The organism is Salinimicrobium oceani, from assembly GCF_012037645.1.
In genome coordinates this window covers 127,053-152,181 of record NZ_JAAVJR010000001.1, presented here as the reverse complement: position 1 = coordinate 152,181, position 25,129 = coordinate 127,053, and the positions used below count along the sequence as shown (strand labels likewise).

Below are 25,129 nucleotides of genomic sequence, written 5' to 3'. Positions count from 1 at the left end.
GGTAAGTTTTTAAATCTTTGGTGCAGGAGGCTTATATTTGAAGAATGAAAGGCCTCGTATTTTTATCATTTTTGGCACTTTATAGTTTGGGAGGAGTGGCTCAGCAAAGATCGGCGATAGATTTTACTCACCTTAAAGCAGTAGTCAATATTGAGCCTTCAAAAAAGGCAGTTTCAGGAGATCTTAGTTTTTCTTTCGATGTTGTAAGCCCTACAGATTCCCTCGGAATTGATGCTCGTAAAATGGAATTTTCTGAAGTACTTCTTAACGGAAGAAAGGTCGATTACCAAACCAATGGCAGCAAATTCTGGATAAAACAGCATTTCGATCCTGCAAAGAATCAGGAATTGCAGTTCCATTACAAAGCGAAACCCAGCCAGGCTATGTATTTCGTGGAAGTAAGGAAAGGGGAGCAGGAGCAGGAATACCAGGTGTGGACCCAGGGCCAGGGGAAATATACTTCTCACTGGTTACCAAGTTTTGATGACCCTACAGAAAAACTGGAATTTGATCTAAGTTTTGTATATCCACATAACAAGACAGTAATTGCCAATGGTGTTCTCAAGGAGCAGGTGGAGATCAATGATTCTCTCGCTCGTTGGGACTTTGATATGAATAGCCCAATGAGCAGCTACCTCGTCGCCGTGGCTGCCGGAGATTATGAGAAGGTGGTTAGATCTTCCAAAAATGACATTCCCATCGAACTTTATTATCCAACCGGAAAGAAGAACAGGGTGGAGCCAACTTACAGATTTACAGAATTTCTACTTGACTTTTTCGAGAAGGAGACTGGCATTCCCTATCCGTGGGAAGTTTACAAGCAAATTCCCGTGCAGGATTTTCTTTATGCAGGAATGGAGAACACCGCGGCTACGATCTTTTCAGATATTTATCTCATTGATAGTATTGGTTACCATGATCAGAATTACGTCAATGTCAATGCGCACGAACTTGCGCACCAGTGGTTCGGTAATTTAGTCACCGCTGCAACTCATGATGACCACTGGCTTCAGGAAGGTTTTGCTACCTACTTTGCCTTACTTGCCGAAAAGGAGATCTTTGGAGAAGATTATTTCTACCGGAAACTTTTCAAAACCGCCGAAGAACTTAAGCAACTCAGTGATGCCGGAAAAGGTGAGGCAGTTGCTATGCGCAATGGCAGTTCTCTAACTTATTACCAAAAAGGAGCCTGGGCTTTGCACATTCTTAATGAGCTCGTGGGGCAGGAGGCTTTCCACGAGGGAATAAGGAACTTCCTGAATAAGTATGAATTTTCTTCAGCAACAACCATCAATTTCTTAGCCGAAATGGAGGCAGCCAGCGGCTTGGATCTTTCAGATTTTGAAAAGAATTGGTTGCGGCAGGTTGCTTTTCAGGGAACAGAGGCTTTAGAGTCTTTAAAAAGATCACCTTTTATTCAGAAGTATCTTGAACTTGCAGCAGCCAAACCTTTGCCTGTTAGTGAAAAGCGAAATTTACTGCAGGGCGCGCTTCGATTTCCGGTGAATGATTATCTGGGCCAGGAGGCTGTACTTCAATTAGCGTTAGAAGATCCCAATGAAGTTGCAGATCTTTATAAAAAAGCCTTCGCAAGTGGCAACCTTTATACGCGCCAGGCTATTGCCTTTTCTTTGCAGAATGTTCCCTTAAGCTTAAAGACAGCCTATGAATCTTTGCTGAATGATGACTCCTATCTTACAATGGAAATGGCCCTATATCATCTTTGGATGTCTTTTCCGCAGGACAGGAAAGAATATCTCGACCGGCTCGAAGGAATTAAAGGTTTGCCAGATAAAAATGTGGAAACTTTATGGCTGACACTTTCTTTAGCAACTGCTGAAGTTCCTGCGGCCTCAAAAAAGGTTTATTTCGAGCAGCTTTCAGAATTGACAGCGCCTTATCAGAAATTCCAGGTAAGGGAGAAAGCCTTTGGGTACCTTTACCAGCTGGATGCTATTAATGATGAAGTAAGAGAGCACTTAGAGGAAGCTGCTCAGCATCCAAATTATCGTTTCAGAGAATTTGCCCGCGGCTTATTAAAGACCTTGAACAATATTCCGTAGTGCGGCTCTCTATTGCGCTTACTAAATTATCACACTAACAGCGCTGAAAATAAGGTCTTAAAAATGATATTTTTGAGGGGTATTTTCTCGAAATCTTTATGAACAAAAGGAAATTTCGAAAGAGTTATGTTACCAGAGGGTTTTTACTTCCTTTTTGATGTAGGCCAGCCCGGTCTCACTGGGAGGTTGCTGGTCGATGAGAGAATTCAAAATATGATGCCGTAAATCTACAGCTGTTTCGATTTCATCTTTGGCTTCGGTCTTTCTAATGTTGTTGATGGTTGCATTTTTTGAAGCCTTGATCACATTCCAGCATTCATCTGAAATATAGATCTGCTGCGCTAGATTGTGTTCATATTCCTGCTCAATGGTTTTAATAAGGAGATTGGAATAATCCTCTTTTTTGTTTTTAACAGGTTTTATCCGTACCAGGAGATTACCAGGCGCAATGCGTTCCAGGAACAGCGCCATTCGTTCATATGCCTGGAGTCTTACAGGTAAAGCTTGTTTCTGGGTTTCCCTGTGGAGCAGAAATCGCCGCCGTCTTTCTTCATTGCGGATATGGAGATTGAAAAAATAAAAGGCAATAACGCCTACAACTACCGCAGGTAAGAGATAGAAAAGTACCTGCCAAATAGAATCTTCTGTCATATGTTAATTATTGTTCTGAGACCGAGGTATCTTCAGTTTCCACTTCTTTTACATCGGTTTCTTCTCCTTTTCTGTATGAGCCCCCTAAGTTAGGACATCCTGCCAAAGTAGCAACAGAATCAAAAGGAACTTTTGTTTTGTTGTACATGAAGGTTTGGGCAAGAGTTTTTGCAATGAAACGATCTCCAAGATTGATCTCTACATCATCCATTGTGAACTGGCATGGATGTTCATAACCACAGGCGTGGGTGATCTCCAGCAGTTCCTTTTTAAAATTTGTAAAATAATAATTCACCCTCTCCGATTTGTTTTTAACGTTGATCCCAGCCTGTAACCATCGGTTTTGAGTGGCAACCCCGGTGGGGCAGGTGTTGGTATGACAGGATTGAGCCTGGATACAGCCTATGCTTAGCATTGCTTCCCTGGCCACACTTATGCAATCTGCTCCCATGGCAAAAGCCATTGCTGCTTTTGCAGGGAAACCCAGCTTGGCACTTCCTATGAACACGATCCTGTTGGTAAGTTCCCTTGCCTGGAAAACTTTGTAAACATCTGTAAATCCATAGGTCCATGGTAAAGCCACATGATCTGCAAAACTTGGAGGGGCAGCTCCTGTTCCTCCTTCGCCACCATCTATTGACAGGAAGTCGGGCCCTCTGTTAGTTTCTGCCATGATGGAAGCTAATTCCTCCCACTCGTCAAGCTTTCCAATGGCTGCTTTTAAACCTACAGGTAAACCTGTTTGCTCTGCTATTTCTTCAATGAAATCCACCAGCTCCTGCATATTACTGAAGGTGCTGTGAGAAGGAGGGGAAAGCACGTCTTTACCTATAGGCACATGTCTTATTTCAGAAATTTCTTTGGTGATCTTTGATGCCGGAAGTACTCCGCCTTTTCCAGGTTTTGCACCTTGTGACAATTTGATCTCAATTGCTCTAATTTCCCGATTTTCCTCTACGAGCTTTACCAGCCTTTCCATTGAAAAGGAACCATCTGGATTTCGAACCCCAAAATAGCCGGTTCCAATCTGAAAAACGACATCTGCTCCTTTTTTATGATAGGGTGAAAGTCCGCCCTCCCCAGTGTTATGGAAGGCGTAAGCTTTTTTGCAGCCTATGTTAAGAGCTTCGATCGCTCTGGCCGAGAGCGACCCAAAACTCATTGCAGAAACATTGATCACAGAGGCTGGCCTGTAGGGGCGTTTCCTTTTATGGAATTCACCCATGACCTTTGCACAAGCCAGAAAATACGGGTCTTCACGATTGATGTGATCTTTGGGCATGGTAAAGGGAATTACCGCATTATTGATGAATACATAGTTCACCTCATAAATATCCTGGTCTGTACCAAAGCCTTCATAATTATTTTCATTCTTTGAAGAGGCATAGACCCATCCACGTTCTATGCGGTTAAAAGGCAACTCTTCTCTGTTTCCTGCAACGATGTACTGCCGAAGTTCGGGGCCAATGCTTTCCAGCATATATCTAAAGTGCCCTACTAGAGGAAAATTGTGGAGGATCGTATGTTTCTTGTTAATAAAGATATCATAGATAACGATCAAAAGCAGTACCCCCAGCAACCACATCCACCATGACATTTCTGCGAAAAATTCCATAACAGGCTCCATAAATTTAATTTTTGAGTACAAAAGCAGAAGTTACTTTATACTGCTGCTCTTTCAAAATTATTCCCTTTAAAATAATATTAATTAAGTCTTTCTCCTTTTCAAATTGAGGCAAAAAGATATGGCTCCTGCGTTCAGTTTTTGCCTCATTTTAGTTATTTTCACCCCTTAAAAGGAATTTTATATTGGAATCTTATTTAGCAGAACTTAATGACGCGCAGAGGGCTCCAGTGCTGCAAAAGGACGGAGCTATGATCGTAATTGCCGGTGCAGGGTCGGGGAAGACTCGCGTGCTCACCTACAGGATCGCTTACCTAATGAGCCAGGGTGTAGATGCTTTTAATATTCTGGCACTCACCTTTACGAACAAGGCAGCCCGAGAAATGAAAACTCGTATCGCCAGGATCGTTGGGAACAGTGAGGCAAAGAACTTGTGGATGGGGACCTTTCACTCCATTTTTGCTAAAATGCTGCGCTTTGAAGCAGATAAGCTCGGTTATCCTTCCAACTTTACTATCTATGATACTCAGGATTCCCAACGGCTAATCTCGGCGATCATTAAAGAGATGGGACTTGATAAGGATGTATATAAATACAAGCAGGTTTATTCCAGGATCTCATCTTATAAGAACAGCCTCATCACCGTAAAGGCTTACTTCCAGAACCCTGAACTTATGGAAGCTGATGCTATGTCTAAAAAGCCGAGGCTGGGGGAGATCTATAAAGAATATGTGGATCGCTGTTTTAAAGCTGGGGCAATGGATTTTGATGACCTGCTGCTAAAGACCAATGAGCTCCTGAATCGCTTTCCAGATGTACTTCAGAAATATCAGAATCGCTTCAGGTATATTTTGGTTGATGAGTACCAGGATACCAACCATTCCCAGTACCTTATAGTAAAGGCACTGTCAGATAAATTTCAGAATATATGTGTTGTGGGAGATGATGCGCAGAGCATCTACGCCTTCCGCGGTGCGAACATCAACAATATCCTCAACTTTCAGAAGGATTACGATGATGTACAGATGTATCGCCTGGAACAGAATTACCGGTCTACTAAAAACATAGTCGAGGCGGCAAACTCCATTATTGAAAAAAATAAGACCCGTCTTGACAAAGTAGTGTGGACCGCAAATGATGAAGGCCCTAAAATTGTTGTGAATCGATTGCTGACAGACGGGGAGGAGGGGCGATTCGTTGCCAGTTCCATTTTTGAAAATAAAATGGAAAAACAGATGAAAAATGGGGAATTTGCCATTCTTTATCGCACCAACGCCCAGAGTAGGGCGATGGAAGATGCCTTGAGGAAAAAAGACATTCCTTACCGAATCTACGGCGGACTTTCCTTTTACCAGCGAAAGGAGATCAAAGATGTTCTTTCATATCTAAGATTGCTGATCAATCCAAAGGATGAGGAGGCATTAAAACGGGTGATCAATTACCCTGCCCGTGGGATTGGACAAACTACTATTGATCGATTAACAATAGCCGCAAATCATTATAAAAGATCCATTTTTGAGATCATCGAGAACCTGGATAAGATCGATCTAAAGATCAATAAAGGCACGAAGAACAAACTGGAGAATTTTGCGAACATGATCAAAAGTTTCCAGATCATGAACGAAACGGCAGATGCTTTTACAATAGCCGAAACTGTTGCCAAAAAAACAGGTCTTCTTCAGGAGCTTAAAAAAGACGGTACCCCAGAGGGTATTGCGCGTATAGAGAATATCGAAGAATTGCTCAACGGGATTAGAGACTTTGTAGAAGGACAAAAGGAATTAGCCGATGCTACAGGTTCTCTAACCGAATTCCTTGAAGATGTTGCTTTAGCAACAGATATGGATAAGGAAACGGGAGATGAAGATCACGTTGCTCTAATGACCATTCACCTTGCAAAAGGTCTGGAATTTCCTTACGTGTACATTGTGGGTATGGAGGAAGATCTTTTTCCATCTGCCATGAGTATGAATACCCGCTCTGAACTCGAAGAAGAAAGGCGGTTGTTCTATGTAGCCCTCACCCGGGCCGAAAAGCAGGCATTTCTTACCTATACGCAGTCTCGTTATCGCTGGGGAAAACTGGTAGATGCCGAACCCAGTAGGTTCATAGAGGAAATAGAAGAGAAATATCTTGACTTCATGATTCCGCAGGACGATTACAAATACAAACCCCTTATCGATACCGACATTTTTGGAGAGGTAGATAAAAGCAAGTTCAGGCAATCCAAGCCGGTAAACGGTACGCCGCCGCCCTCTCATAAACCAACAGATGAGCAGTTGCAAAAGTTAAGAAAACTGAGGCCTGCAACCGCTGCTGCAACCTCTGTACCGCCCGGGCCCGCAGTTAAACTGGAAACTGGAGATGAGGTGGAACACATGAGATTCGGAAAGGGTAAAGTTCTTAGCATAGAGGGAGTGGGCCAGGATAAGAAAGCCGAGATCAATTTTGAAAATGGAGGGCTGAAGAAATTGCTGCTGAAGTTCGCCAAGTTAAAAGTTCTTTCCTGAGGTTAAGTATTTGTTATTCTTTGTGTTAGGCTACTTCCTCTTTTTTAGTTTTAAGGAAAAAAGATGATTAGAGAAGGAACAAATGTGCAATGGAAATGGGGGAAAGGCCTTGGAAAAGGCAAAGTAAAGAACACCTTTGATCATGAAGTGACCACTACCATTAAGGGCACAAAGGTTACGCGAAAAGGGAAACCTGGGAACAAAGCCCTGTTCATACAGCAGGAAAATGGGAACGAAGTACTCAAACTGGAAAGTGAAGTAGAGCGGATCGATTAATTTTTTCTGAAATTATTGTTAGAAGGCACCGGAATTTTGTAATTTTTGGTGCATTTAAATCAATCACATTATGGCAGAACTTATCAGGATCTATGAGGAAAACCCAAATCCCAAAGAAATAAAACGTGTAGTTGACGCCCTGCGAGATGGTGCCTTGATCATTTATCCTACAGATACTATTTACGGGCTGGGTTGTGATATCACCAATACCGCAGCTCTTGAAAAAATAGCTCAGATTCGCGGCGTGAAACTTGAAAAAGCAAATTTCTCCTTTATCTGTGAGAACCTGAGTAATCTTTCAGACTACGTAAGACAGATCGATACACAAACCTTTAGAATTCTAAAAAGGAATCTTCCTGGGCCATATACTTTCATACTGCCTGGAAACAACAATCTGCCAGCAGTCTTTAGAAAAAAGAAAACTGTAGGCATAAGAGTTCCCGATAATAATATTTGTCGTGCACTGGTGGCAGGCCTTGGGAATCCAATTATCTCGACCTCCATTCGAGATGATGATGAGGTGCTGGAATATACCACAGATCCAGAATTGATCCTGGAGAAGTGGGATAAGCTTGTGGATTTCGTAATTGACGGTGGTTACGGCGATAATATTCCTTCAACAGTAATTGATCTCACCACTCCTGAACCAGAGGTGATAAGAGAGGGGAAAGGCAGCATCGAGATCCTATAGCGAACTCACGGTTTGAGGCAGGACCTGTTTTACAAAGATCTCATGAAGTTCTTCTGCCTTTAGGATATGACCTTTTTTACTTGCAGCTTCTGCTAATAAGTAACCTTCAAAAGTGGCTTTTCTACGTTGCAGTGGAGTGCCATGATGCTGTTCAAAATTAAAAGAACAATCTCCTGACTGGTAGAAGAGTTCGAAGAACTGCTCTACGTTTTTCCAATTAAAAGTCGCTCCTCTTTTATGAGTTAGATAGTATCCAGAAAAGAAATCGGCTTCGAGTTCCACTGCCCTGGTTTCTTCTGCGGTAGAGCTAAAGGTGCCGGCCGGGTACCAGCTTGCAAAATGATCAAACTGCACCTGGTGCGCCCATTCATGAGAAAGGATTCCCGACCAAACGATCGATTCCTCGAGTCCCGTTTCAGAAAACATTTGTATAAGGCCATCCCCCAGGATAATCTCGTTATCGGGGCGTGCAACGCCGTCGGCAGCAAAGAAAGGAGAATCGGGTAGCACTGGTGAAAGTTTGTTTCTTTCCAGTATTTCATCGACCATTGGATATACGTCTTCCTTAGATTCGAGATCCTGCATAGAATACCAGATGATCTCAGATAATTTCTCCCGGTGATCAAGAGTTTCATTGTGCTGACCCAGCACCCTTATCTGGTTGTGCATATTCCAGAACCTTTCCAGTGATCGCCTGGTTCTTTCAACATGTTTGGTATATTCCCCGTTTCTGCCAAAATAATCGGTTCCTATTCCAAGTCGCACTGCATTTTGCTGCAGGAATAAGTAATGATCCATACTGGCTACTGCAAGTTCATCTGAAGCCAGGGCAGAGAAATGTCTCCAAACCACTTCCGTGAACTCTGTTGCGCCACATTCTGTTGGCGACACCGCTTCCAGAATATGATCTCTAAGATTTTCTGTCTTTGGTGCTTTCGGAATGTTTGATTTTCCCTGGTCTTTGTTGCTTTTTTCCAGAAGAGAGTTCAGGACTTTGCTTTCGGGAGTTTCAATATTTACGTTTTCTGGTTCACAAGAGGCTAAAAAAGCCAGGGAAACCACTAGAAGGATTTTTCTAACAGGCACATGTAACATTGCAGGTATGATTTTAGGTTCGGGTAGGGGTCGTAAAAATAACCCAAAGCCTTCTTAATGTTTCGTAATTAACTGAATATTAACATGTTAAAGTTGTAGGAAATTTTGAAGGAAACGGTCTGAAACAAAAAAAGCCCGGCATTGGCCGGGCTTTGATCTTGTAAGAGAAATGCTTACTTAGCAGTCTGCATACCTTCTTCAATAAGGTTGTAGAACTGGTCAAGTTTAGGAAGGATCACGATACGTGTTCTTCTGTTTTGAGCTCTTCCTTCAGCAGTGTCGTTAGATGCAACTGGTACATAGTAGCTTCTACCTGCAGCAGTCATTCTTTGTGGCTCAACTCCATGGTCTTCCTGAAGTACGCGAACTACAGATGTAGCTCTCTTCACAGATAGATCCCAGTTGTCCTGAAGCACTGCATTTCTAATTGGCTGGTCGTCTGTATGACCTTCAACCATAAACTCTATGTTCGGTCTGTTCTTTACAACTGTAGCAACTTTACCAAGAACTTCCTTAGCACGTTGAGTTACATTGTATTTTCCGCTTTCGAATAAAAGTTTATCAGAAATAGAAACATATACCACACCTTTTTCTACGTTGATCTGGATATCTTCATCATTGATATTTCCAAGAGCACCTTTAAGACTGGTTACTAAAGCTAAAGTAACAGAGTCTTTCTTAGTGATAGCATCTTGCATACGCTGGATCTTCATATCTTTTTCTTTGATACTTTCCAGAGAACGCTCAAGGTTTTCAGCTTCTTTCTTAGATAAAGTAGCAAGATCACCTACGTTGTTCAATAACGCTGTATTTTGATTGCTTAATTGGCTAATTTGCTGGTTTAATCTTTCTTTTTCATCGAGACACGAGTTAAGCTTCACTGTAGCAGTGTTGAGCTTATCTTGAGTTTCTTTTTGTTGAGCTTCCAACTCGGCATATTTCTTCTGAGATACACAGGAAGAAAAAAGGAGAGCGGCAGTGGCCGATAAAAGCATGAATTTTTTCATAATTCCTAATTGTTGTGATTAAATGTTAAACGTGTCAAAAATACAAAATCTGAGTTCTCTGCGAAATTTTATTACACCTAATTAAGGGAAATTAGAGCTTTGTAAACTTCTTATTCCCTTTCAGGTAATATGCCCCTACAACGGTAAATTCGGTGTAATATTTTTCTTTATTCTGAATTTTTAGCCTTTTTTGCCACATTTTTCTTAAATTCTTGTAGAAGTCAAAATGCGCTTTTAGGATCGCCAGGGTATGAGAAGGCTGGAGGAGCAGGAGCAGCCGCATCCCTGCGACCCCATCAAGAAGAAGTCTTAAAATGATTTTTTGAGGTAATCCTTTCTTTGGAGCATTCTTCACAAGTGTAAAAAGGCTGTTCCTGAAATTCAAAAATGTCTTCTTTGGATGCATATTATTAAGAGTGCCCCCTCCAAGATGGTAAACAACCGAGTTACCAGCTGCCATTACTTTCCTATTGCGATTAAAGAGTCTCCAGCACAGGTCTATCTCTTCCTGGTGTGCGAAGAAATCTTCATCGAAGCCTCCCGCATCAAAAAAATCCTTTCGCCTAATGCCCATGCAGGCACCAGTGGCCCAGAATACCTGCGTCGTATCGTCATATTGGTGCTCATCTCTTTCAAGGGTGTCAAATATGCGTCCCCGACAATAAGGATAGCCAAGGGCATCAATAAATCCACCGGCAGCACCGGCATATTCAAAATGTGTCCGCTTTCTAAAGTCGAGGATCTTTGGCTGTACAGCGGCAACATCGTCATTTTGATCAAAGATCTCGATCAAAGGCTCTAACCAGCCAGGTGTCACTTCCACATCACTATTGAGCAGCACAAAGATTTCCTCCTTGACATGCTCGAGTGCGTCATTGTATCCTTTTGCAAATCCACCATTGAATTTATTCTGAATGAGCCTTACCTGCGGAAAATTTTTCTTTAAGAAACCAATGGAATCATCAGATGATGCATTATCGGCTACATAGATTTCAGCTTCTGGAGAATGCTTTACAACTGAAGGTAGGAATTGCTTTAGCAGGGATTTTCCATTCCAGTTCAATATGACGACGGCGACTTTCACTGCTGCAAATTAAGTTAAAATCCAGCAACCTTCAGAAGTTAAAAAAAAGAGAGGTGCCAAAAATGACATTTTTCAAACCCATTCCGGCAGGTCGGGCAGGAAGTCATAGCGTTCATTTTCATAGTCCAGCCGACAAAAATAATGCTGCAGCCCGTTGGTCACCATAAGATATTTTGACTGGAGCGCCAGGTTATATCGGGCAATCTGATCAAAAGTTTCCTGAGTAATAGGAACAGAAGCGGCCTTACATTCTACCACCAGGTGAATACCGCCATCGGGTTGATATGCGATAATATCATATCTTTTTACAAGATCATGGATCTTTAACTGCTTTTCAACATTCAGCAAACTTTTGGGGAATCTCTTTTCCTGCAAAAGAAATTGGACCACGTGCTGCCTTACCCATTCTTCGGGAGTAAGGAGAATAAATTTTTTCCGAAGCTCGTCAAAAACAGCTATTTTATTTTCGCTATTTTTGAGCCTGAATGAGTACTGGGGAAAGTTAAGCGTATGCATGCCCAAAAATAGAGTTTTCAGAATAAAATTCTGCACTGTACCTTCAGAAAACCACCAATAAATGGATGATGTAAAAAGTATTGTGACTGCCATCAAAAAAGGAGAGGTGAAGCCTATCTATTTTTTAATGGGAGAGGAGCCGTATTTTATTGATAAGATTTCAGACTACATAGAAGATCACGTGCTGCAGGAGGATGAGAAAGGTTTTAACCAGATGGTGCTTTATGGCCGAGATGTTTCTATAGATGATATTATAGGAAACGCTAAGCGCTTTCCCATGATGGCCGAGAGGCAGGTGATCATAGTAAAGGAAGCACAGGATCTCTCCAGAACCATTGAGCAGCTTACTAGTTATGCCGAGAATCCGCAGCCAACAACAGTGCTGGTGATCAATTACAAGTATAAGAAACTTGACAAGCGTAAAAAATTACACAAGGCGATAGCAAAGAATGGAGTGCTTTACGACAATAAGCGGCTCTATGATAACCAGGTGGTAGACTGGATTCAAAAGGAAATGCACAGCAGGGGTTACCAAATTGCTCCAAAAGCTGCCCAAATGCTGCTTGAGTTCCTGGGAAATGAACTGGGAAAAATTGACAATGAGCTTCAGAAATTACAGCTTATTGCGCCTAAAGGAACAACTATTACCCCCGAACTTATTGAGGAAAACATTGGGATAAGCAAAGATTTTAACAACTTTGAGCTGCGCAAGGCCATAGGGATGAAGGACTCTTTAAAGGCGCACAGGATCATTAACTACTTCTCGCAAAACGAAAAAGACAATCCTATGGTAGTGACCGTTGCGTTGCTCTTCAGCTTTTTCTCGCAGTTGCAACAGTATCACGCCCTGTCCGATCAATCTAAAGGAAATGTAGCCAAAGTTTTAAAGATCAATCCTTTTTTCGTGAGCGATTATGTCACGGCAGCGAAGAATTACAATATGAAAAAGGTGAGTAGTATCATTTCCTTTCTTCGAGAGGCCGATGTAAAAGGCAAGGGCGTGGGAGCAGCAAATGTACCGCAGGGCGATCTGCTAAAAGAATTACTGGTAAAAATAATGCGATAATGGCTAATTTTAATTCCTGGTTGAGTGCCGCGAGACTGCGTACCCTTCCCCTGTCTATTTCGGGAATATTAGTGGGGAGTTCGATTGCCGTGGCACAAGAAAAGTTCAATGCTGTAATTTTTGCTCTTGCCATTGCCACGACCCTGGGCCTGCAGATCCTTTCTAACTTTGCTAATGATTATGGCGACTTTGTGAAGGGTACAGATAATGAAGACAGGGTAGGGCCACAGCGCACCTTGCAAAGCGGCTTGATTACCCGGAAAGAAATGTACTGGGGAATGGTAGGTACAGCGGTACTTACCTTTATTTTTGCAGTCCTGCTAATTTGGGTGGCCTTTGGAACCCGAAATCTTTTTTACGGCCTCTTCTTTTTACTCCTCGGAATAGCTGCAATTGTAGCAGCCGTAAAATATACAGTGGGAGAGTCGGCCTATGGATATAAAGGCATGGGAGACATCTTTGTTTTTCTCTTTTTTGGAATTGTGAGCGTATATGGGTCCTATTTTCTATACAGCATGGCATGGGACTGGAGAGTGCTTCTACCTGCTGCCGCAATTGGATCGTTGAGCGCAGGTGTATTAAACCTAAATAATATGCGGGACAGGGCTGCCGACGAAAAAGCAGGAAAACACACGCTTGCAGTAAAAATGGGCGCCGAGAATGCAAAACAATATCATTATTTCCTGCTCCTGCTGGCATTTGCCAGCAGTATTCTCTTCTCTGCTTTTTCCTTTACAGGAATTGACGACCTGCTTTATCTGTTTGCTTTTATTCCATTACTCTTTCACCTGAAAAGAGTAATGGAAAATGATAATCCCGTTCTACTGGATCCGGAACTGAAAACTCTCGCTTTAAGTACATTCTTATTAGCGCTGCTTTTTTCTCTGGCTCAAATAATATAGGCTCAAAAATGGCATTTTTGAGAGGTATATTTGAGGGATTTTGTAATTTGTGTTAAAACTGAAAATCATGAAGATCACACACTATGGGCACAGCACGTTTGCTATTGAAGTAAAAGGTATTAATCTCCTGGTAGATCCTTTTATAACAGGAAATGAGAAGGTGAAAGATAAGGTGAATATTGAAGAGCTCAAGGCAGATTATATCCTGCTCACTCATGCTCATCAAGATCATACTCTTGACGCTGAAGCTATAGCCAGGAAGACAGGAGCTGTGATCATTAGTAATTATGAGATCACCTCACACTACGAGAAAAAAGGTTTAGAAGTTCATCCCTTAAATCATGGCGGAAAATGGACTTTCGATTTTGGTACCGTCAAATATGTTAATGCTATTCATACCAGTTCCTTCCCAGATGGCAGTTACGGTGGCCAACCCGGCGGATTTGTCATTGAAGGAGAGCACAAGAACATTTATATTGCAGGAGATACCGCGCTCACTATGGATATGAAGCTTATCCCGATGCATACAAAGCTCGACCTGGCAATTTTACCAATTGGAGATAATTTTACAATGGGCATTGAGGATGCTATTATTGCCAGTGATTTTGTAGGCTGCGACAAGGTCTTAGGCTGCCACTATGATACTTTTGGATATATTGAAATTGATCATGAGGAGGCCAAAAGAAAATTTTATGAAAAAGGCAAGGATCTCATGCTTCTGGAAACAGGGGAAAGTCTAGAACTGTAATCTGGAATCGTGCAAGCAACCTACCAAAAGTACACTCTCAATTTTAAACGGCCCAGCGGCACATCACGGGGTATTATCACTCACAAGGAAAGCTGGTTTTTGATCCTGGAAAAAGATGGCCGCAAAGGAATTGGAGAATGCGGAATTCTTAAAGGACTTAGCTATGATGACAGGCCAGAATATGAGGAACAGTTAAAATGGGTATGTGAGCATATAGAGGAGGGGCCTGCAAAACTCTGGGAGGAACTGCGGCAATTTCCCAGTATACAATTTGGAGTAGAAATGGCATTCAGATCTCTCGCTGCCAGTACTCCATTCCTCTTATTTCCTTCTGAATTCACCCGCGGAAATTCTTCGATCCCCATAAATGGACTGGTATGGATGGGAGAGAAGAAGTTTATGAAGGAGCAGATCGTGGAAAAAATAGAACAGGGATTTGGCTGTATTAAGCTGAAGATCGGAGCTATAGATTTTCAAGCCGAACTGGACCTGTTGAAATTTATAAGAAAGGAATTTTCTTCAGATGAAATTGAAATTCGGGTAGATGCCAACGGGGCATTTTCAGCTTCCGAAGCTATGGAAAAATTGAAGCGCCTTAGTGATTTATCCTTGCACAGTATAGAACAACCCGTTAAGGCGGGCCAGCTGGAGGAAATGGCCAATCTATGTGCCGGGACGCCGTTACCTATTGCGCTTGATGAGGAACTCATTGGCGTTACAGGAGTCAATGATAAAGAGGAGCTTATTGAGAAAGTAAAGCCTCAGTATCTTATTTTTAAACCTAGTTTAATTGGAGGGATACGAGGGACTAATGAATGGATTACAGCTGCTGCCCAAAATAATGTGGGATGGTGGATCACGAGTGCCCTTGAAAGTAACGTGGGTTTGAACGCCATTGCTCAATATACCATTACTCTTGAAAATAAAATGCCCCAGGGATTGGGGACGGGAGGATTGTACACCAACAATTTTGAAGCCCCTCTAGAAGTTGCTGCAGGAGAATTGTGGTACAGACCATCCAAAAACTGGAATTTTAACCTTTAATTTATACAATGTTCATAAAGCAAGCTTACAACGCAAAAACCGAGTGGTGGCGTTATTTTATTGGGATCATCCTCGTTTTTCTAGCCTGGCAATTATTTGGAGCTTTGCCGTTAATGGCAGCGATCTTTCTTGAGACAGGGCCCGAGATCCTCACGCTTACCCAGGAAGAAATGCTTAACGTACTGGAGTCAAATCTGGCTTTCTTTCTATTGCTACTGTCTTTTGCAGTAGGGCTGGCTGCGCTGTTCTTCGTGATAAGATATCTTCATAACCAAAAGATCAAAGATGCTACCACTTCTCGAAAAAAGGTAGACTGGGGAAGAGTTTTCTTTGGGTTTAGCATTATCGCAGTTTTTACCGTGGTTACTACTTTGATAGACTATAATTTAAGGCCGGAAGATTTTTTATGGAATTTTCAAGCAGTTCCTTTTCTTATTTTAGCAGCGATTGCATTGATCATGGTGCCGTTACAAACCAGTTTTGAAGAATATTTATTCCGGGGTTATCTTATGCAGGGGCTGGGAGTACTTGCTGGGAACAAATGGGTGCCGCTCATAGTGACCTCTGTGATCTTTGGTAGTCTGCACTTATGGAATCCGGAAGTGGAAAAACTGGGATATATTATTATGGTCTACTACATTGGTACGGGACTGCTTTTAGGGATCATGACCCTCATGGATGAGGGTATGGAACTGGCTTTAGGATTCCATGCTGGTAATAACCTGGTAGGAGCATTACTGATCACTGCCGACTGGACGGCTTTCGAAACAAACTCTGTTCTGAAAGATGTTTCTGAACCCTCGGCAGGACTGGATATTTTGCTTCCGGTGCTTATCGTGTATCCGGTTTTCCTTTTCCTTATGGCCAAAACCTATCGCTGGAATAACTGGAAAGACAAATTATTTGGAAGGGTGACCCGGCCCGAAACCTTAAAGTATTCTGAAGAGATTTAGTTTTTCTGCTCAATTTGTTAACTTTAGGCTTTAAGCAGTTAAATTTTATTAAAGGAATGCAAAATCAATTCAGTTTACCAGAAACTCATCCGGAATTCAGATTGAACGGTCTGTATTATACGAATGAAGAGTTGGCAGCAGTAGCTTACAGCCTTATCAAGGAGGGAGAACCCTATGAAGGACAGGCTGGAAACTTTCTGCTTGACTGGTTGAATGATAAGGACTATGTCGAGGTAAAGACTTCTGGATCCACAGGACCTCCAAAGCGCATAAGGATCAAAAAGCAATACATGATCAATAGTGCCCGTGCTACAGGTAAATTCTTTGAACTGCCTGCAGGGACTACGGCTCTGCACTGCCTGCCGGTCAACTTTATTGCCGGTAAGATGATGTTGGTAAGAGCCATGCTGCTGGGGTGGAAAATCGACCTGGAACTTCCAAAGGCCAATCCCTTAGACAGGATCTTTAAGATCTATGACTTCTGTGCAATGACTCCCTTTCAGCTTGATAATTCTTTAAGTCGCCTGCACCTCATTAGGAAACTTATAGTAGGAGGTGGAGCAGTCTCAACGAATTTGCGCAGCCTGGTGCAGGGTATAAGTACAGAGGTATATGAAACCTATGGAATGACCGAAACAGTTTCACATATCGCTGCCAGGCATGTAAATTCCCGAAAAAACGAGGATGATCCTATCCCGTTCTCGGCTTTGCCACATGTGGTGTTATCTACAGACGATAGAGGCTGCCTGGTAATTGAGGCTCCGCAAATTACAGATGAGGTCCTGGTGACCAACGATGTGGTGGAACTACTTTCTGAAAAGAATTTTATATGGAAAGGCCGAATTGATAACGTGATAAATTCGGGAGGAGTGAAATTATATCCTGAAGAAATTGAATCAAAGCTTGCGCCCATAATAGCACATAGATTCTTTGTAACCTCCCTTCCCGATGCTGCATTGGGTGAAAAGCTTGTTCTAATGGTAGAAAGCGAGTTCTCCGAAACCGCGCTTCACAACCTGGAAAGAGAAATAAAGAATTGCCGTAAACTCGGAAAATTTGAGGTGCCAAAAAAGATATATTTCGTAGAGAAATTTGAAGAAACGCAAAACGGAAAGATCCATCGTGCTAATACTCTTAAAAGCAGGATGTCTTAGACCTGCATCTTGAAATAATAGTCCAACGAATGTTTTCCAGATCCATAGTAAATATAGAAGCCTGTTATAGCCAGAACCAGCAGAGCCAGTAAGAGATTGCCCCAGTGGAAGGCACCTACAAAGTTGATGAAAATTGCGCCGAGTAAGATCGGCACTTGTGCAATAAGAGACCAGCGGGTCAATAATCCAAAGGCAATAAGCAGCCCACCTACCAGGTGCGCGGGTGCAATATAATGGATCAACAACATCACCCCGCCATAGCCTTTTAGTGGAGCAATGAGTTCGGTGAGCATCTGGGTCTGCGCCACAAACTGGACGCCTTTCAGAAAAAAGAATACCCCCAGAATAATTCTTAGAAGGTCAAGCGGATAAGAAGTATGCGCATTGGCCCACTTGTTGAGTGATTTTATCGTCATCATGACCTGAAATTTAGAAGGTATAAATTACTAAAAATTAGGCACTTATTTAGCTTTGGGTACAAAAAAAAAGGTTTCCGAAATATCAGAAACCTTTTGTTGTATTTCAGAAGTGGCTTACAAGTTTTTTCTGTTGATGTAAAATTCTTTATTAACCACCTTGATCTCCTCTGGATTGCTAACTTTTTGTTTAAGGGTTTGCCACTCACTCGTGGGGTGAAGGCGAATTTCCTTGCCGTTGATCAAGACATCTACCGGCATATCAAAACCCGCTACATCAGCTTTCCAGCGAAACAATACTTGCTTTCCCTGCTTCTTTACCTGCAATTCGGGGATTGCAGTGTGCCGCAGGTACTGATCAAAAACTGGCTGCAGGTCATAAGCTATGGCCTCATTAAAGAAATCTTCGGTAGTGCTGGTACCAATGATCTTGTGACGGTTTGTTTCCGTATAATCTTTAAGCGTTTTCCACCATAGTTCATCGTTATTATAGATACTTCTAATCGTGTTGAGCAGGTTGGCACCCTTATGATACATATCACCAGAACCTTCACTGTTCACGCCATAATCTCCAATAATGCTGCGTTTGTTACCAATGCCGGCCCGAATTCCCTGAAGGTACTCCAAAGCTTCTTCCTTACCCCAGCGACATTCAATATACACAGCTTCAGAATAGGAAGTGAAGCCTTCATGTATCCACATATCGGCTATATCACGAGCTGTGATGCTATTCCCAAACCATTCGTGTCCCGTTTCATGAATAATGATAAAATCCCATTTCAAACCAATGCCGGTGCCGCTCAGATCATTTCCTAAATATCCCATTTTATACTGGTTACCATAGGCAACAGCACTCTGATGTTCCATCCCCAGGTACGGAGTCTCAATAAGTTTGAAGCCATCCTTTTCAAAAGGGTAGGCTCCGAATTTTTCGTAAAAGCAATCCATCATGAATTTTACTTCCTCAAATTGCTTTTTAGCTTTCTCCAGATTGTATGGCAGCACATAATAATCGAGGTCCAGATTTCGGAATTTATCCTTAAAATGAACATAGTTCCCAATATTGACCACCACATTGTAATTATTAATAGGACTCTCCACTTTCCAGTTCCAGCGGGTGTAGCCATCTTCAAGGATATCTTTGCCTACAAAACGGCCGTTAGATACATTCATGAGGTTATTGGGCACTGCAACTCCAATAGACACTTCCCCGGGTTCGTCACTCTGGTGATCTTTGTTAGGATACCAAAGGCTAGCTCCGGTTCCCTGTACTGCAACTGCGATCCAGGGATTACCTTCTTCATCCTGTTCAAAAACGAAGCCGCCGTCCCAGGGTGCATTTTTGGCCACAACAGGTTTTCCTGAATAATAGAATTGTATGGAATCAACAGTGTTTTTTGTCATTTTTGGAACCAGATCAATGAAGACTGCATTATGTCTTCTTTTGAATTCCATTCTTCTACCTCGGAACAAAATCGAATCTACTTTCATATTCTGAAAAAGATCCACCTGAATTACCGGCAAATCTGCTTCAGCCTGTAAGCTGATCTTATTTGAACCTGAAATATATCTTTCTTCAGGTACTACCCGTACGTCGAGATCGTATTTCAGAACATCATAATCTCGTTCTGGCCGCAGAGACCCGCGCAGGGTATCGGCTTCTGTAAATTGTTGTTTGTTCGATAACACCTGGGCTTTACCTGGGGTGGCAGCCAAAAGACCGGCTACCAGAATGAGTGCAAAATTTCGCATTTTTGAGGGGAATTAGGTTTGGATCACTCCTAAGTTAAAGTCTTTTTCTATGGGTGCATGGTTGGCAGCTTCGATCCCTGTTGAGATCCATCGGCGAGTATCCAATGGGTCTATCACTGCGTCTGTCCATAAATGTGCTGCTGCATAGTATACAGAGGTTTGCCGGTCATATCTTGCTTTTATTTCCTCGAATACCTCCTTTTCTTTTTCGGCATCCACTTGCTGTCCCTTTTTTTCCATGGAAGCAGTTTCAATTTGCGCCAGTACTTTTGCAGCCTGTGTGCCGCCCATAACCGCCAGTTCGGCACTAGGCCATGCAAAAATGAGGCGCGGGTCATAGGCCTTTCCGCACATGGCATAATTACCGGCACCATAGGAATTTCCAATGATCACGGTAAACTTGGGAACTACCGAATTACTCACTGCATTTACCATTTTTGCGCCGTCCTTGATAATTCCGCCGTGTTCGCTTTTGCTGCCTACCATAAATCCTGTCACGTCCTGAAGAAATACCAGCGGGATCTTCTTTTGGTTACAGTTGGCTATGAATCTTGTTGCCTTATCTGCAGAATCTGAGTAGATCACTCCCCCAAACTGCATCTCTTTTTTGGCATTTTTGACGATCTTACGTTGGTTCGCAACAATTCCTACGGCCCAACCATCAATTCGGGCATAGGCCGTGATAATGGTTTGTCCGTAACCTTCCTTGTATTCCTGGAACTCCGAATCATCAACGAGTCGGGCGATGATCTCTCTCATGTCATACTGCTCATGGCGCAGCTTAGGAAGGATCCCATAGATCTCCTGCGGATCTTTGACCGGCTTTTTTGGTGCTTTCCTGTTGTACCCCGCCTTCTCATAATCACCAATTTTGTCCATTAGGCCTTTAATGGTATCGAGAGCGTCTTTGTCGTCTTTTGCCTTGTAATCTGTCACCCCGCTAATTTCACTGTGGGTAGTGGCACCGCCCAGGGTTTCATTGTCAATACTTTCTCCAATAGCTGCTTTTACCAGGTAGCTGCCTGCCAGAAAAATACTGCCGGTCTTTTCCACAATCAGAGCTTCGTCGCTCATAATTGGCAGGTAAGCCCCACCGGCGACACAGCTGCCCATAACAGCAGAGATCTGGGTTATTCCCATGCTGCTCATTACAGCATTATTTCTGAATATTCTTCCGAAGTGTTCCTTATCGGGAAAGATCTCATCCTGCATAGGTAGATAGACTCCTGCAGAATCCACAAGATAAATGATGGGTAACCTGTTCTCGATGGCAATTTCCTGAGCTCTGAGGTTCTTTTTGGCGGTAATAGGAAACCAGGCGCCAGCCTTTACAGTAGCGTCATTGGCAACAATGATACATTGTTTCTCTGAAACCTTTCCAATTTTTACAATTACCCCACCGCTGGGACAACCTCCGTGCTCCCTGTACATGCCATCTCCTGCAAAGGCGCCTATTTCTATTGCCGAGGCTGCATCGTCCAGGAGGTAATCTACTCTTTCTCTCGCAGTCATCTTGCCCTTGGCATGATGTTTTTTAATTCGCTTTTCCCCACCGCCTAATTTTATTTCTTTAAGGCGTCGTTTAAGGTCGGAAACTAGTAATTTATTATGGTCTTCGTTTTTGTTGAATTGAATATCCATTGATAAGGTTAAATGATCGTTTTTTTATTTAGAATTGGCAGAAGGGTTAAATTTCCACCTGTCGGTTTTTATCGATGGTTGCTAAAATACAAAAACCCGACAACTAAAATTTCTTTAATAAATTAATTAAAAATACGATCTTTGTCATAGTACGGGCACCTGCATGCCCATACCTTTATCACCTTTAAGCAGATTTTTCAAAAACTATTATCTGAAGACCGATGGGAATGAATAAGAATTCAATTTTTGCCTGGGCATCATTTTGCATGCTCCTTATTGGCATCGCCCTTGTTTTATTGGGTGTATTGAAATATGAGGATTATGCTATAGGATTTTCTACAGTGGGAATCGGGTTTTTCGTTATGTCCTGGGCTTTTAACGCCCTAAAAGGCAGAGTTTAGCAGAAGTATTCCTCCCTCAATGAAGAGGTTAGGTAAAGGTATGATCCTTAAGATCTTGCTGAAATCAAATCTTTTTCAAATTTAAAATGCAAAGCCAATTCCTATATTGGCCATTAATCCCTTAAAGAAAATATCTGGCACTGCTAATTCTTCAACCAGGTCAAAAGTTTCAGTTTCTGAGGTGCCATCTTCATAATCGGCAATGTAACTGATGGTCTCTGGCAGGGAAGAAAAGGAGTAACCAATTTCGGGCCTGAAGTAGAAAAGGCCTCCAAGCTTTGCGCCCAGCTTGACGTGAAGGGAGCCGTGTTTATAATCAACGAAGCCGGTGCCATCCCTACCGTTGCTCTCCACACTGGTCTCGCCTTCAAAACTGAAATTATTGTAACCTATACCGGTATACAATCCTTTGCCCGACTTAAAGAGATAGTAGTTCAGGCCAATTTCGAAGTAAGAAAAATCCATACTAGTGTTATCCGTATTATCTGGTTCTTCTTCAGCAAGGATCCAGTCAGATTTTATGATGGAGTAATCCAGGGTTGCCGATAGCCTGTCATTAAGTAAAGGCGTTACATATTCCAGATTCCCCCCGGCAACGTTAGGAAAGCCTAATTTTATTCCCAGCCTTACCGGTCTCACCTTATAATCTCTTTCGGAAGTTGTGATTTCCTGACTGAGGCCAGAGGTGGCACATAATAATGAGATCGTTAAACATAATCCGCTTAAAAAGAATCCTTTTAACTTTCTCATATCCTGATATTTAAATTCATTCAAGTGAATGTATTCTTTTAACCGGAATACCACAATACCCAGAATTAGGTATTTCGGCAAATTTTAAAGGATTGGAAATTGCCGAAAGGAAAATTTAATGAGGTCTCAAAAATGACATTTTAGAGGCCTTATAAAAACGGACTTCTTCAGAAGTTCAACCTTGTTATTCTGATGCAAATAGCTTCAGCAATGATTCAGATCACATAGTTTTTTATAACCTGTCTGCCGCTCGTTAGTCTTCAGAAGCAATACAGGCGATCCTGCTTCGGAATTTAATTGAGCAGCATCCCTTAAATGATTCTGAAATTTTGGATATTTGTTCTTTAAGCAGAAATTTAATGAAGGGCGAAAGATCCTTCAGAAATAAATAAAAAACACGTTTTATGGCAGATGACAAGAAAGTGATTTTCTCCATGTCGGGCTTGACAAAGTCGTACCAGGGAGCAAATACTCCGGTTCTTAAGAACATTTACCTCAGCTTTTTTTACGGAGCGAAAATTGGAATTCTTGGTTTAAATGGGTCGGGAAAATCAACGCTTCTAAGGATAATTGCTGGCGAAGAAAAGAACTATCAGGGAGATGTTGTTTTTGCTCCGGGATATTCTGTGGGGTACCTTGAACAGGAACCAAAGCTTGATGACGAGAAGACAGTTTTGGAAATAGTAAAAGAGGGGGCGGCCGAAACTGTTGCCATTCTTGAAGAATACAATAAGATCAATGACATGTTCGGGCTGCCCGAGGTTTATGAAGATCCCGATAAAATGCAGAAGCTTATGGATAAGCAGGCTGCACTTCAAGACCAGATCGATGCAAGCAACGCGTGGGAATTGGATACTAAACTGGAGATCGCCATGGATGCATTGCGTACTCCAGACCCCGAGAAAAAGATCGGAGTACTTTCGGGTGGGGAGAGAAGAAGAGTGGCGCTATGTCGCCTATTGCTTCAGGAGCCCGATGTGTTGCTGCTCGATGAGCCTACCAACCACCTCGACGCAGAATCTGTGTTATGGCTGGAACAACACCTTCAGCAATATAAAGGGACAGTAATTGCCGTGACCCACGACCGGTATTTTCTTGACAACGTTGCAGGATGGATCCTGGAACTTGACAGGGGAGAGGGCATTCCATGGAAAGGAAACTATTCTTCCTGGCTTGACCAAAAGGCTAAACGCCTGGCCCAGGAACAAAAGCAGGCCAGCAAAAGACAAAAGACACTCGAACGTGAGTTGGAATGGTCTCGTATGGCACCTAAGGGAAGGCAGGCAAAACAAAAAGCCCGTCTTAATAACTATGATAAATTGCTTAGCCAGGATCAAAAGCAAATGGACGAGCAATTGGAGATCTATATTCCCAATGGGCCAAGGCTGGGCACAAACGTGATTGAAGCCCAGGGGGTAAGTAAGGCGTTTGGAGATAAACTGCTTTATGATGATCTTAATTTTAAACTGCCGCAGGCGGGGATCGTTGGAATTATTGGACCCAACGGGGCTGGTAAAACCACCATCTTCAAAATGATCATGGGCGAGGAAAAACCAGATAAAGGAACTTTCGAGGTGGGTGATACCGCTAAGATCGCTTATGTTGACCAAAGCCATACTAATATTGATTCGGAAAAGACCATATGGCAGAATTTCAGCGATGAGCAGGAGCTGATCATGATGGGCGGCCGACAAGTAAATTCCAGAGCCTATTTAAGCAGGTTTAACTTTAGCGGAAGTGAGCAGAACAAGAAAGTGAGTAAACTCTCTGGAGGGGAAAGAAACAGGCTGCACTTAGCCATGACCCTTAAGGAAGAAGGTAACGTCCTGTTACTTGATGAGCCAACCAATGATCTTGATGTAAACACGCTTCGGGCTTTGGAAGAAGGTCTGGAAAACTTTGCAGGTTGTGCTGTGATCATTTCCCACGACCGCTGGTTTATGGACCGCGTTTGTACGCACATTCTCGCTTTTGAAGGAAACTCTGAAGTCTACTTCTTTGAAGGCAGTTTCTCGGAATATGAAGAGAATAAGAAGAAACGACTTGGAGATGTTACGCCTACGAGGATCAAGTACAAGAAACTAGTGAGATAGATAATTATTCTATTAAATTCAAGCCCCTTCCTGCTCGTTGAACAGTTGGTAAGGGGTTTTTTTGTGCCATTATTTTCTGACCATCTTTAAGATTGGAGCCGGTTAGATAATACAAATCTTATGAGCTCTCCTTTTTTATTGAGATTCAGCTTTTCCTTGATGTTCTTGACGTGAGTATCTACTGTGAATTTGGAAATGAACAAAGATCGGCCAATTTCGCGATTGGTCTTACCTGTTGCCAGTAACTGCAGGATCTGGATTTCGCGCTCACTCAGATTCTCTATGAGTTCCTTACAATTCTGAGGTGGTGAAAAAGCAGCCCTGTTCTTTATAGCCAGATTGAGCGTAGTGAGCAATTGCTGATTATTAAAAGGCTTTATGATATAGGCATATGGAGTAACCGCCTCGGCATCTTCAATAACCTGTGGATTGGAATAAGCTGTTAAGAAAATTACAGGGCCATGTTTCTCCAGGTCATGGTATCTCTGAATGATTTCAATACCATTCATCATCTCCTGAAGATTGATGTCACATATCACTCCGCTGAATTCAGACCGCTCGAGATTTCCAACTGCTTTCTCCACGTTAGAAGCTATCTCTACCTTATAATCATGCTTTACCAGGAATAACCTCAGGCTCTCTGCTATAATAATTTCATCTTCAATTAATAATATCTTATTCATAAGTCACTT

At 42.4% G+C, this 25,129-nt stretch carries 23 protein-coding genes; 12 read left to right on the top strand and 11 right to left on the bottom strand.

From position 1 onward, the window contains the following. The first annotated feature begins 44 nt into the window (after positions 1 to 44). Entirely contained in the window at positions 45 to 2,063 is a 2,019-nt protein-coding gene (locus HC175_RS00630; protein WP_168136588.1) for a M1 family metallopeptidase, read from the top strand. Between the two features lie 129 nt (positions 2,064 to 2,192). Here HC175_RS00630 and HC175_RS00625 read toward each other — a convergent pair whose 3' ends face one another. Together HC175_RS00625 and HC175_RS00620 are read right to left on the bottom strand one after the other, a co-directional pair. Beyond that, positions 2,193 to 2,714 (bottom strand): DUF7935 family protein, encoded by a 522-nt coding sequence (locus HC175_RS00625; RefSeq protein ID WP_168136587.1) that lies wholly within the window; start codon positions 2,712 to 2,714, stop codon positions 2,193 to 2,195. Between the two features lie 7 nt (positions 2,715 to 2,721). Next, complete coding sequence (locus HC175_RS00620; RefSeq protein WP_168136586.1) at positions 2,722 to 4,341, bottom strand: FMN-binding glutamate synthase family protein; 1,620 nt, start codon at positions 4,339 to 4,341, stop codon at positions 2,722 to 2,724. Between the two features lie 182 nt (positions 4,342 to 4,523). Here HC175_RS00620 and HC175_RS00615 point away from each other — a divergent pair, with 182 nt between their 5' ends. The 3 genes from HC175_RS00615 to HC175_RS00605 all read left to right on the top strand — a co-directional run bounded on the left by HC175_RS00615 (position 4,524) and on the right by HC175_RS00605 (position 7,815). Continuing rightward, positions 4,524 to 6,848 (top strand): ATP-dependent helicase, encoded by a 2,325-nt coding sequence (locus HC175_RS00615; protein ID WP_168136585.1) that lies wholly within the window; start codon positions 4,524 to 4,526, stop codon positions 6,846 to 6,848. A gap of 63 nt (positions 6,849 to 6,911) precedes the next feature. Then, complete coding sequence (locus HC175_RS00610; RefSeq protein ID WP_168136584.1) at positions 6,912 to 7,124, top strand: HVA1 family protein; 213 nt, start codon at positions 6,912 to 6,914, stop codon at positions 7,122 to 7,124. Positions 7,125 to 7,194: 70 nt separating this feature from the next. Then, a complete protein-coding gene (locus HC175_RS00605) occupies positions 7,195 to 7,815 on the top strand; it encodes an L-threonylcarbamoyladenylate synthase (protein ID WP_168136583.1) in 621 nt (206 codons plus the stop codon). Here the strand turns inward: HC175_RS00605 and HC175_RS00600 are convergent. The 4 genes from HC175_RS00600 to HC175_RS00585 all read right to left on the bottom strand — a co-directional run bounded on the left by HC175_RS00600 (position 7,810) and on the right by HC175_RS00585 (position 11,517). After that, complete coding sequence (locus tag HC175_RS00600; protein WP_168136582.1) at positions 7,810 to 8,910, bottom strand: hypothetical protein; 1,101 nt, start codon at positions 8,908 to 8,910, stop codon at positions 7,810 to 7,812. The genes HC175_RS00605 and HC175_RS00600 overlap by 6 nt on opposite strands. Before the next feature lie 173 nt (positions 8,911 to 9,083). After that, positions 9,084 to 9,917 carry an OmpA family protein gene (locus HC175_RS00595; RefSeq protein WP_168136581.1) on the bottom strand — a complete coding sequence of 278 codons (834 nt, stop codon included), beginning with the start codon at positions 9,915 to 9,917 and terminating at the stop codon, positions 9,084 to 9,086. Between the two features lie 91 nt (positions 9,918 to 10,008). Further along, entirely contained in the window at positions 10,009 to 11,001 is a 993-nt protein-coding gene (locus HC175_RS00590; RefSeq protein ID WP_168136580.1) for a glycosyltransferase family 2 protein, read from the bottom strand. Between the two features lie 72 nt (positions 11,002 to 11,073). Beyond that, a complete protein-coding gene (locus HC175_RS00585) occupies positions 11,074 to 11,517 on the bottom strand; it encodes a type I restriction enzyme HsdR N-terminal domain-containing protein (RefSeq protein WP_168136579.1) in 444 nt (147 codons plus the stop codon). Positions 11,518 to 11,578: 61 nt separating this feature from the next. Here HC175_RS00585 and holA point away from each other — a divergent pair, with 61 nt between their 5' ends. The 6 genes from holA (at position 11,579) to HC175_RS00555 (ending at position 17,384) form a co-directional block, all read left to right on the top strand. Continuing rightward, positions 11,579 to 12,583, top strand: a complete 1,005-nt coding sequence (gene holA, locus HC175_RS00580; protein ID WP_168136578.1) for a DNA polymerase III subunit delta — start codon at positions 11,579 to 11,581, stop codon at positions 12,581 to 12,583. Then, a complete protein-coding gene (gene menA / locus HC175_RS00575; protein ID WP_168136577.1) occupies positions 12,583 to 13,485 on the top strand; it encodes a 1,4-dihydroxy-2-naphthoate octaprenyltransferase in 903 nt (300 codons plus the stop codon). The genes holA and menA overlap by 1 nt, the downstream gene beginning before the upstream one ends. A 67-nt stretch (positions 13,486 to 13,552) precedes the next feature. Then, positions 13,553 to 14,233 (top strand): metal-dependent hydrolase, encoded by a 681-nt coding sequence (locus HC175_RS00570; protein WP_168136576.1) that lies wholly within the window; start codon positions 13,553 to 13,555, stop codon positions 14,231 to 14,233. 9 nt (positions 14,234 to 14,242) lie between these two features. Beyond that, positions 14,243 to 15,277: an o-succinylbenzoate synthase gene (locus HC175_RS00565; RefSeq protein WP_168136575.1), complete on the top strand. Its 1,035-nt coding sequence runs from the start codon at positions 14,243 to 14,245 to the stop codon at positions 15,275 to 15,277. A gap of 8 nt (positions 15,278 to 15,285) precedes the next feature. Beyond that, on the top strand, positions 15,286 to 16,230 hold the full coding sequence (locus HC175_RS00560) for a CPBP family intramembrane glutamic endopeptidase (RefSeq protein ID WP_168136574.1): 945 nt from the start codon (positions 15,286 to 15,288) through the stop codon (positions 16,228 to 16,230). A gap of 56 nt (positions 16,231 to 16,286) precedes the next feature. Next, on the top strand, positions 16,287 to 17,384 hold the full coding sequence (locus tag HC175_RS00555; protein WP_168136573.1) for an AMP-binding protein: 1,098 nt from the start codon (positions 16,287 to 16,289) through the stop codon (positions 17,382 to 17,384). Here HC175_RS00555 and HC175_RS00550 read toward each other — a convergent pair. From HC175_RS00550 to HC175_RS00540, 3 genes are all read right to left on the bottom strand, one after another. After that, entirely contained in the window at positions 17,381 to 17,803 is a 423-nt protein-coding gene (locus tag HC175_RS00550) for a DoxX family protein (protein WP_168136572.1), read from the bottom strand. The genes HC175_RS00555 and HC175_RS00550 overlap by 4 nt on opposite strands. Positions 17,804 to 17,917: 114 nt before the next feature. Beyond that, positions 17,918 to 19,552, bottom strand: coding sequence for a M1 family metallopeptidase (locus HC175_RS00545; RefSeq protein WP_168136571.1), 1,635 nt, complete (start codon positions 19,550 to 19,552; stop codon positions 17,918 to 17,920). 12 nt (positions 19,553 to 19,564) lie between these two features. Next, complete coding sequence (locus HC175_RS00540) at positions 19,565 to 21,193, bottom strand: acyl-CoA carboxylase subunit beta (protein ID WP_168136570.1); 1,629 nt, start codon at positions 21,191 to 21,193, stop codon at positions 19,565 to 19,567. A 221-nt stretch (positions 21,194 to 21,414) separates the two neighbouring features. Here HC175_RS00540 and HC175_RS00535 point away from each other — a divergent pair, with 221 nt between their 5' ends. Next, on the top strand, positions 21,415 to 21,594 hold the full coding sequence (locus HC175_RS00535) for a CAL67264 family membrane protein (protein ID WP_029037509.1): 180 nt from the start codon (positions 21,415 to 21,417) through the stop codon (positions 21,592 to 21,594). 81 nt (positions 21,595 to 21,675) lie between these two features. Here HC175_RS00535 and HC175_RS00530 read toward each other — a convergent pair whose 3' ends face one another. Beyond that, entirely contained in the window at positions 21,676 to 22,344 is a 669-nt protein-coding gene (locus HC175_RS00530) for a hypothetical protein (RefSeq protein WP_168136569.1), read from the bottom strand. A 404-nt stretch (positions 22,345 to 22,748) separates the two neighbouring features. On the opposite strand from HC175_RS00530, the gene ettA reads away from it, so the two are divergent. Beyond that, positions 22,749 to 24,437 carry an energy-dependent translational throttle protein EttA gene (gene ettA, locus HC175_RS00525; protein ID WP_168136568.1) on the top strand — a complete coding sequence of 563 codons (1,689 nt, stop codon included), beginning with the start codon at positions 22,749 to 22,751 and terminating at the stop codon, positions 24,435 to 24,437. An 86-nt stretch (positions 24,438 to 24,523) separates the two neighbouring features. On the opposite strand, the gene HC175_RS00520 is transcribed toward ettA, so the two are convergent. Then, positions 24,524 to 25,120, bottom strand: coding sequence for a response regulator transcription factor (locus tag HC175_RS00520; protein WP_168136567.1), 597 nt, complete (start codon positions 25,118 to 25,120; stop codon positions 24,524 to 24,526). Positions 25,121 to 25,129 lie beyond the last annotated feature (9 nt).

Excerpts from the sequence above, each read along its gene's own strand:
- HC175_RS00535 (WP_029037509.1), top strand. The coding sequence starts at position 21,415 with ATGGGAATGAATAAGAATTCAATTTTTGCCTGGGCATCATTTTGCATG.
- HC175_RS00585 (WP_168136579.1), bottom strand. The coding sequence starts at position 11,517 with ATGCATACGCTTAACTTTCCCCAGTACTCATTCAGGCTCAAAAATAGC.
- HC175_RS00540 (WP_168136570.1), bottom strand. The coding sequence starts at position 21,193 with ATGGATATTCAATTCAACAAAAACGAAGACCATAATAAATTACTAGTT.
- HC175_RS00630 (WP_168136588.1), top strand. The coding sequence starts at position 45 with ATGAAAGGCCTCGTATTTTTATCATTTTTGGCACTTTATAGTTTGGGA.
- HC175_RS00530 (WP_168136569.1), bottom strand. The coding sequence starts at position 22,344 with ATGAGAAAGTTAAAAGGATTCTTTTTAAGCGGATTATGTTTAACGATC.
- HC175_RS00620 (WP_168136586.1), bottom strand. The coding sequence starts at position 4,341 with ATGGAGCCTGTTATGGAATTTTTCGCAGAAATGTCATGGTGGATGTGG.
- HC175_RS00610 (WP_168136584.1), top strand. The coding sequence starts at position 6,912 with ATGATTAGAGAAGGAACAAATGTGCAATGGAAATGGGGGAAAGGCCTT.
- HC175_RS00600 (WP_168136582.1), bottom strand. The coding sequence starts at position 8,910 with ATGTTACATGTGCCTGTTAGAAAAATCCTTCTAGTGGTTTCCCTGGCT.
- menA (WP_168136577.1), top strand. The coding sequence starts at position 12,583 with ATGGCTAATTTTAATTCCTGGTTGAGTGCCGCGAGACTGCGTACCCTT.
- HC175_RS00555 (WP_168136573.1), top strand. The coding sequence starts at position 16,287 with ATGCAAAATCAATTCAGTTTACCAGAAACTCATCCGGAATTCAGATTG.
- ettA (WP_168136568.1), top strand. The coding sequence starts at position 22,749 with ATGGCAGATGACAAGAAAGTGATTTTCTCCATGTCGGGCTTGACAAAG.
- HC175_RS00560 (WP_168136574.1), top strand. The coding sequence starts at position 15,286 with ATGTTCATAAAGCAAGCTTACAACGCAAAAACCGAGTGGTGGCGTTAT.
- HC175_RS00550 (WP_168136572.1), bottom strand. The coding sequence starts at position 17,803 with ATGATGACGATAAAATCACTCAACAAGTGGGCCAATGCGCATACTTCT.
- HC175_RS00545 (WP_168136571.1), bottom strand. The coding sequence starts at position 19,552 with ATGCGAAATTTTGCACTCATTCTGGTAGCCGGTCTTTTGGCTGCCACC.
- HC175_RS00595 (WP_168136581.1), bottom strand. The coding sequence starts at position 9,917 with ATGAAAAAATTCATGCTTTTATCGGCCACTGCCGCTCTCCTTTTTTCT.
- HC175_RS00570 (WP_168136576.1), top strand. The coding sequence starts at position 13,553 with ATGAAGATCACACACTATGGGCACAGCACGTTTGCTATTGAAGTAAAA.
- HC175_RS00520 (WP_168136567.1), bottom strand. The coding sequence starts at position 25,120 with ATGAATAAGATATTATTAATTGAAGATGAAATTATTATAGCAGAGAGC.
- holA (WP_168136578.1), top strand. The coding sequence starts at position 11,579 with ATGGATGATGTAAAAAGTATTGTGACTGCCATCAAAAAAGGAGAGGTG.
- HC175_RS00625 (WP_168136587.1), bottom strand. The coding sequence starts at position 2,714 with ATGACAGAAGATTCTATTTGGCAGGTACTTTTCTATCTCTTACCTGCG.
- HC175_RS00605 (WP_168136583.1), top strand. The coding sequence starts at position 7,195 with ATGGCAGAACTTATCAGGATCTATGAGGAAAACCCAAATCCCAAAGAA.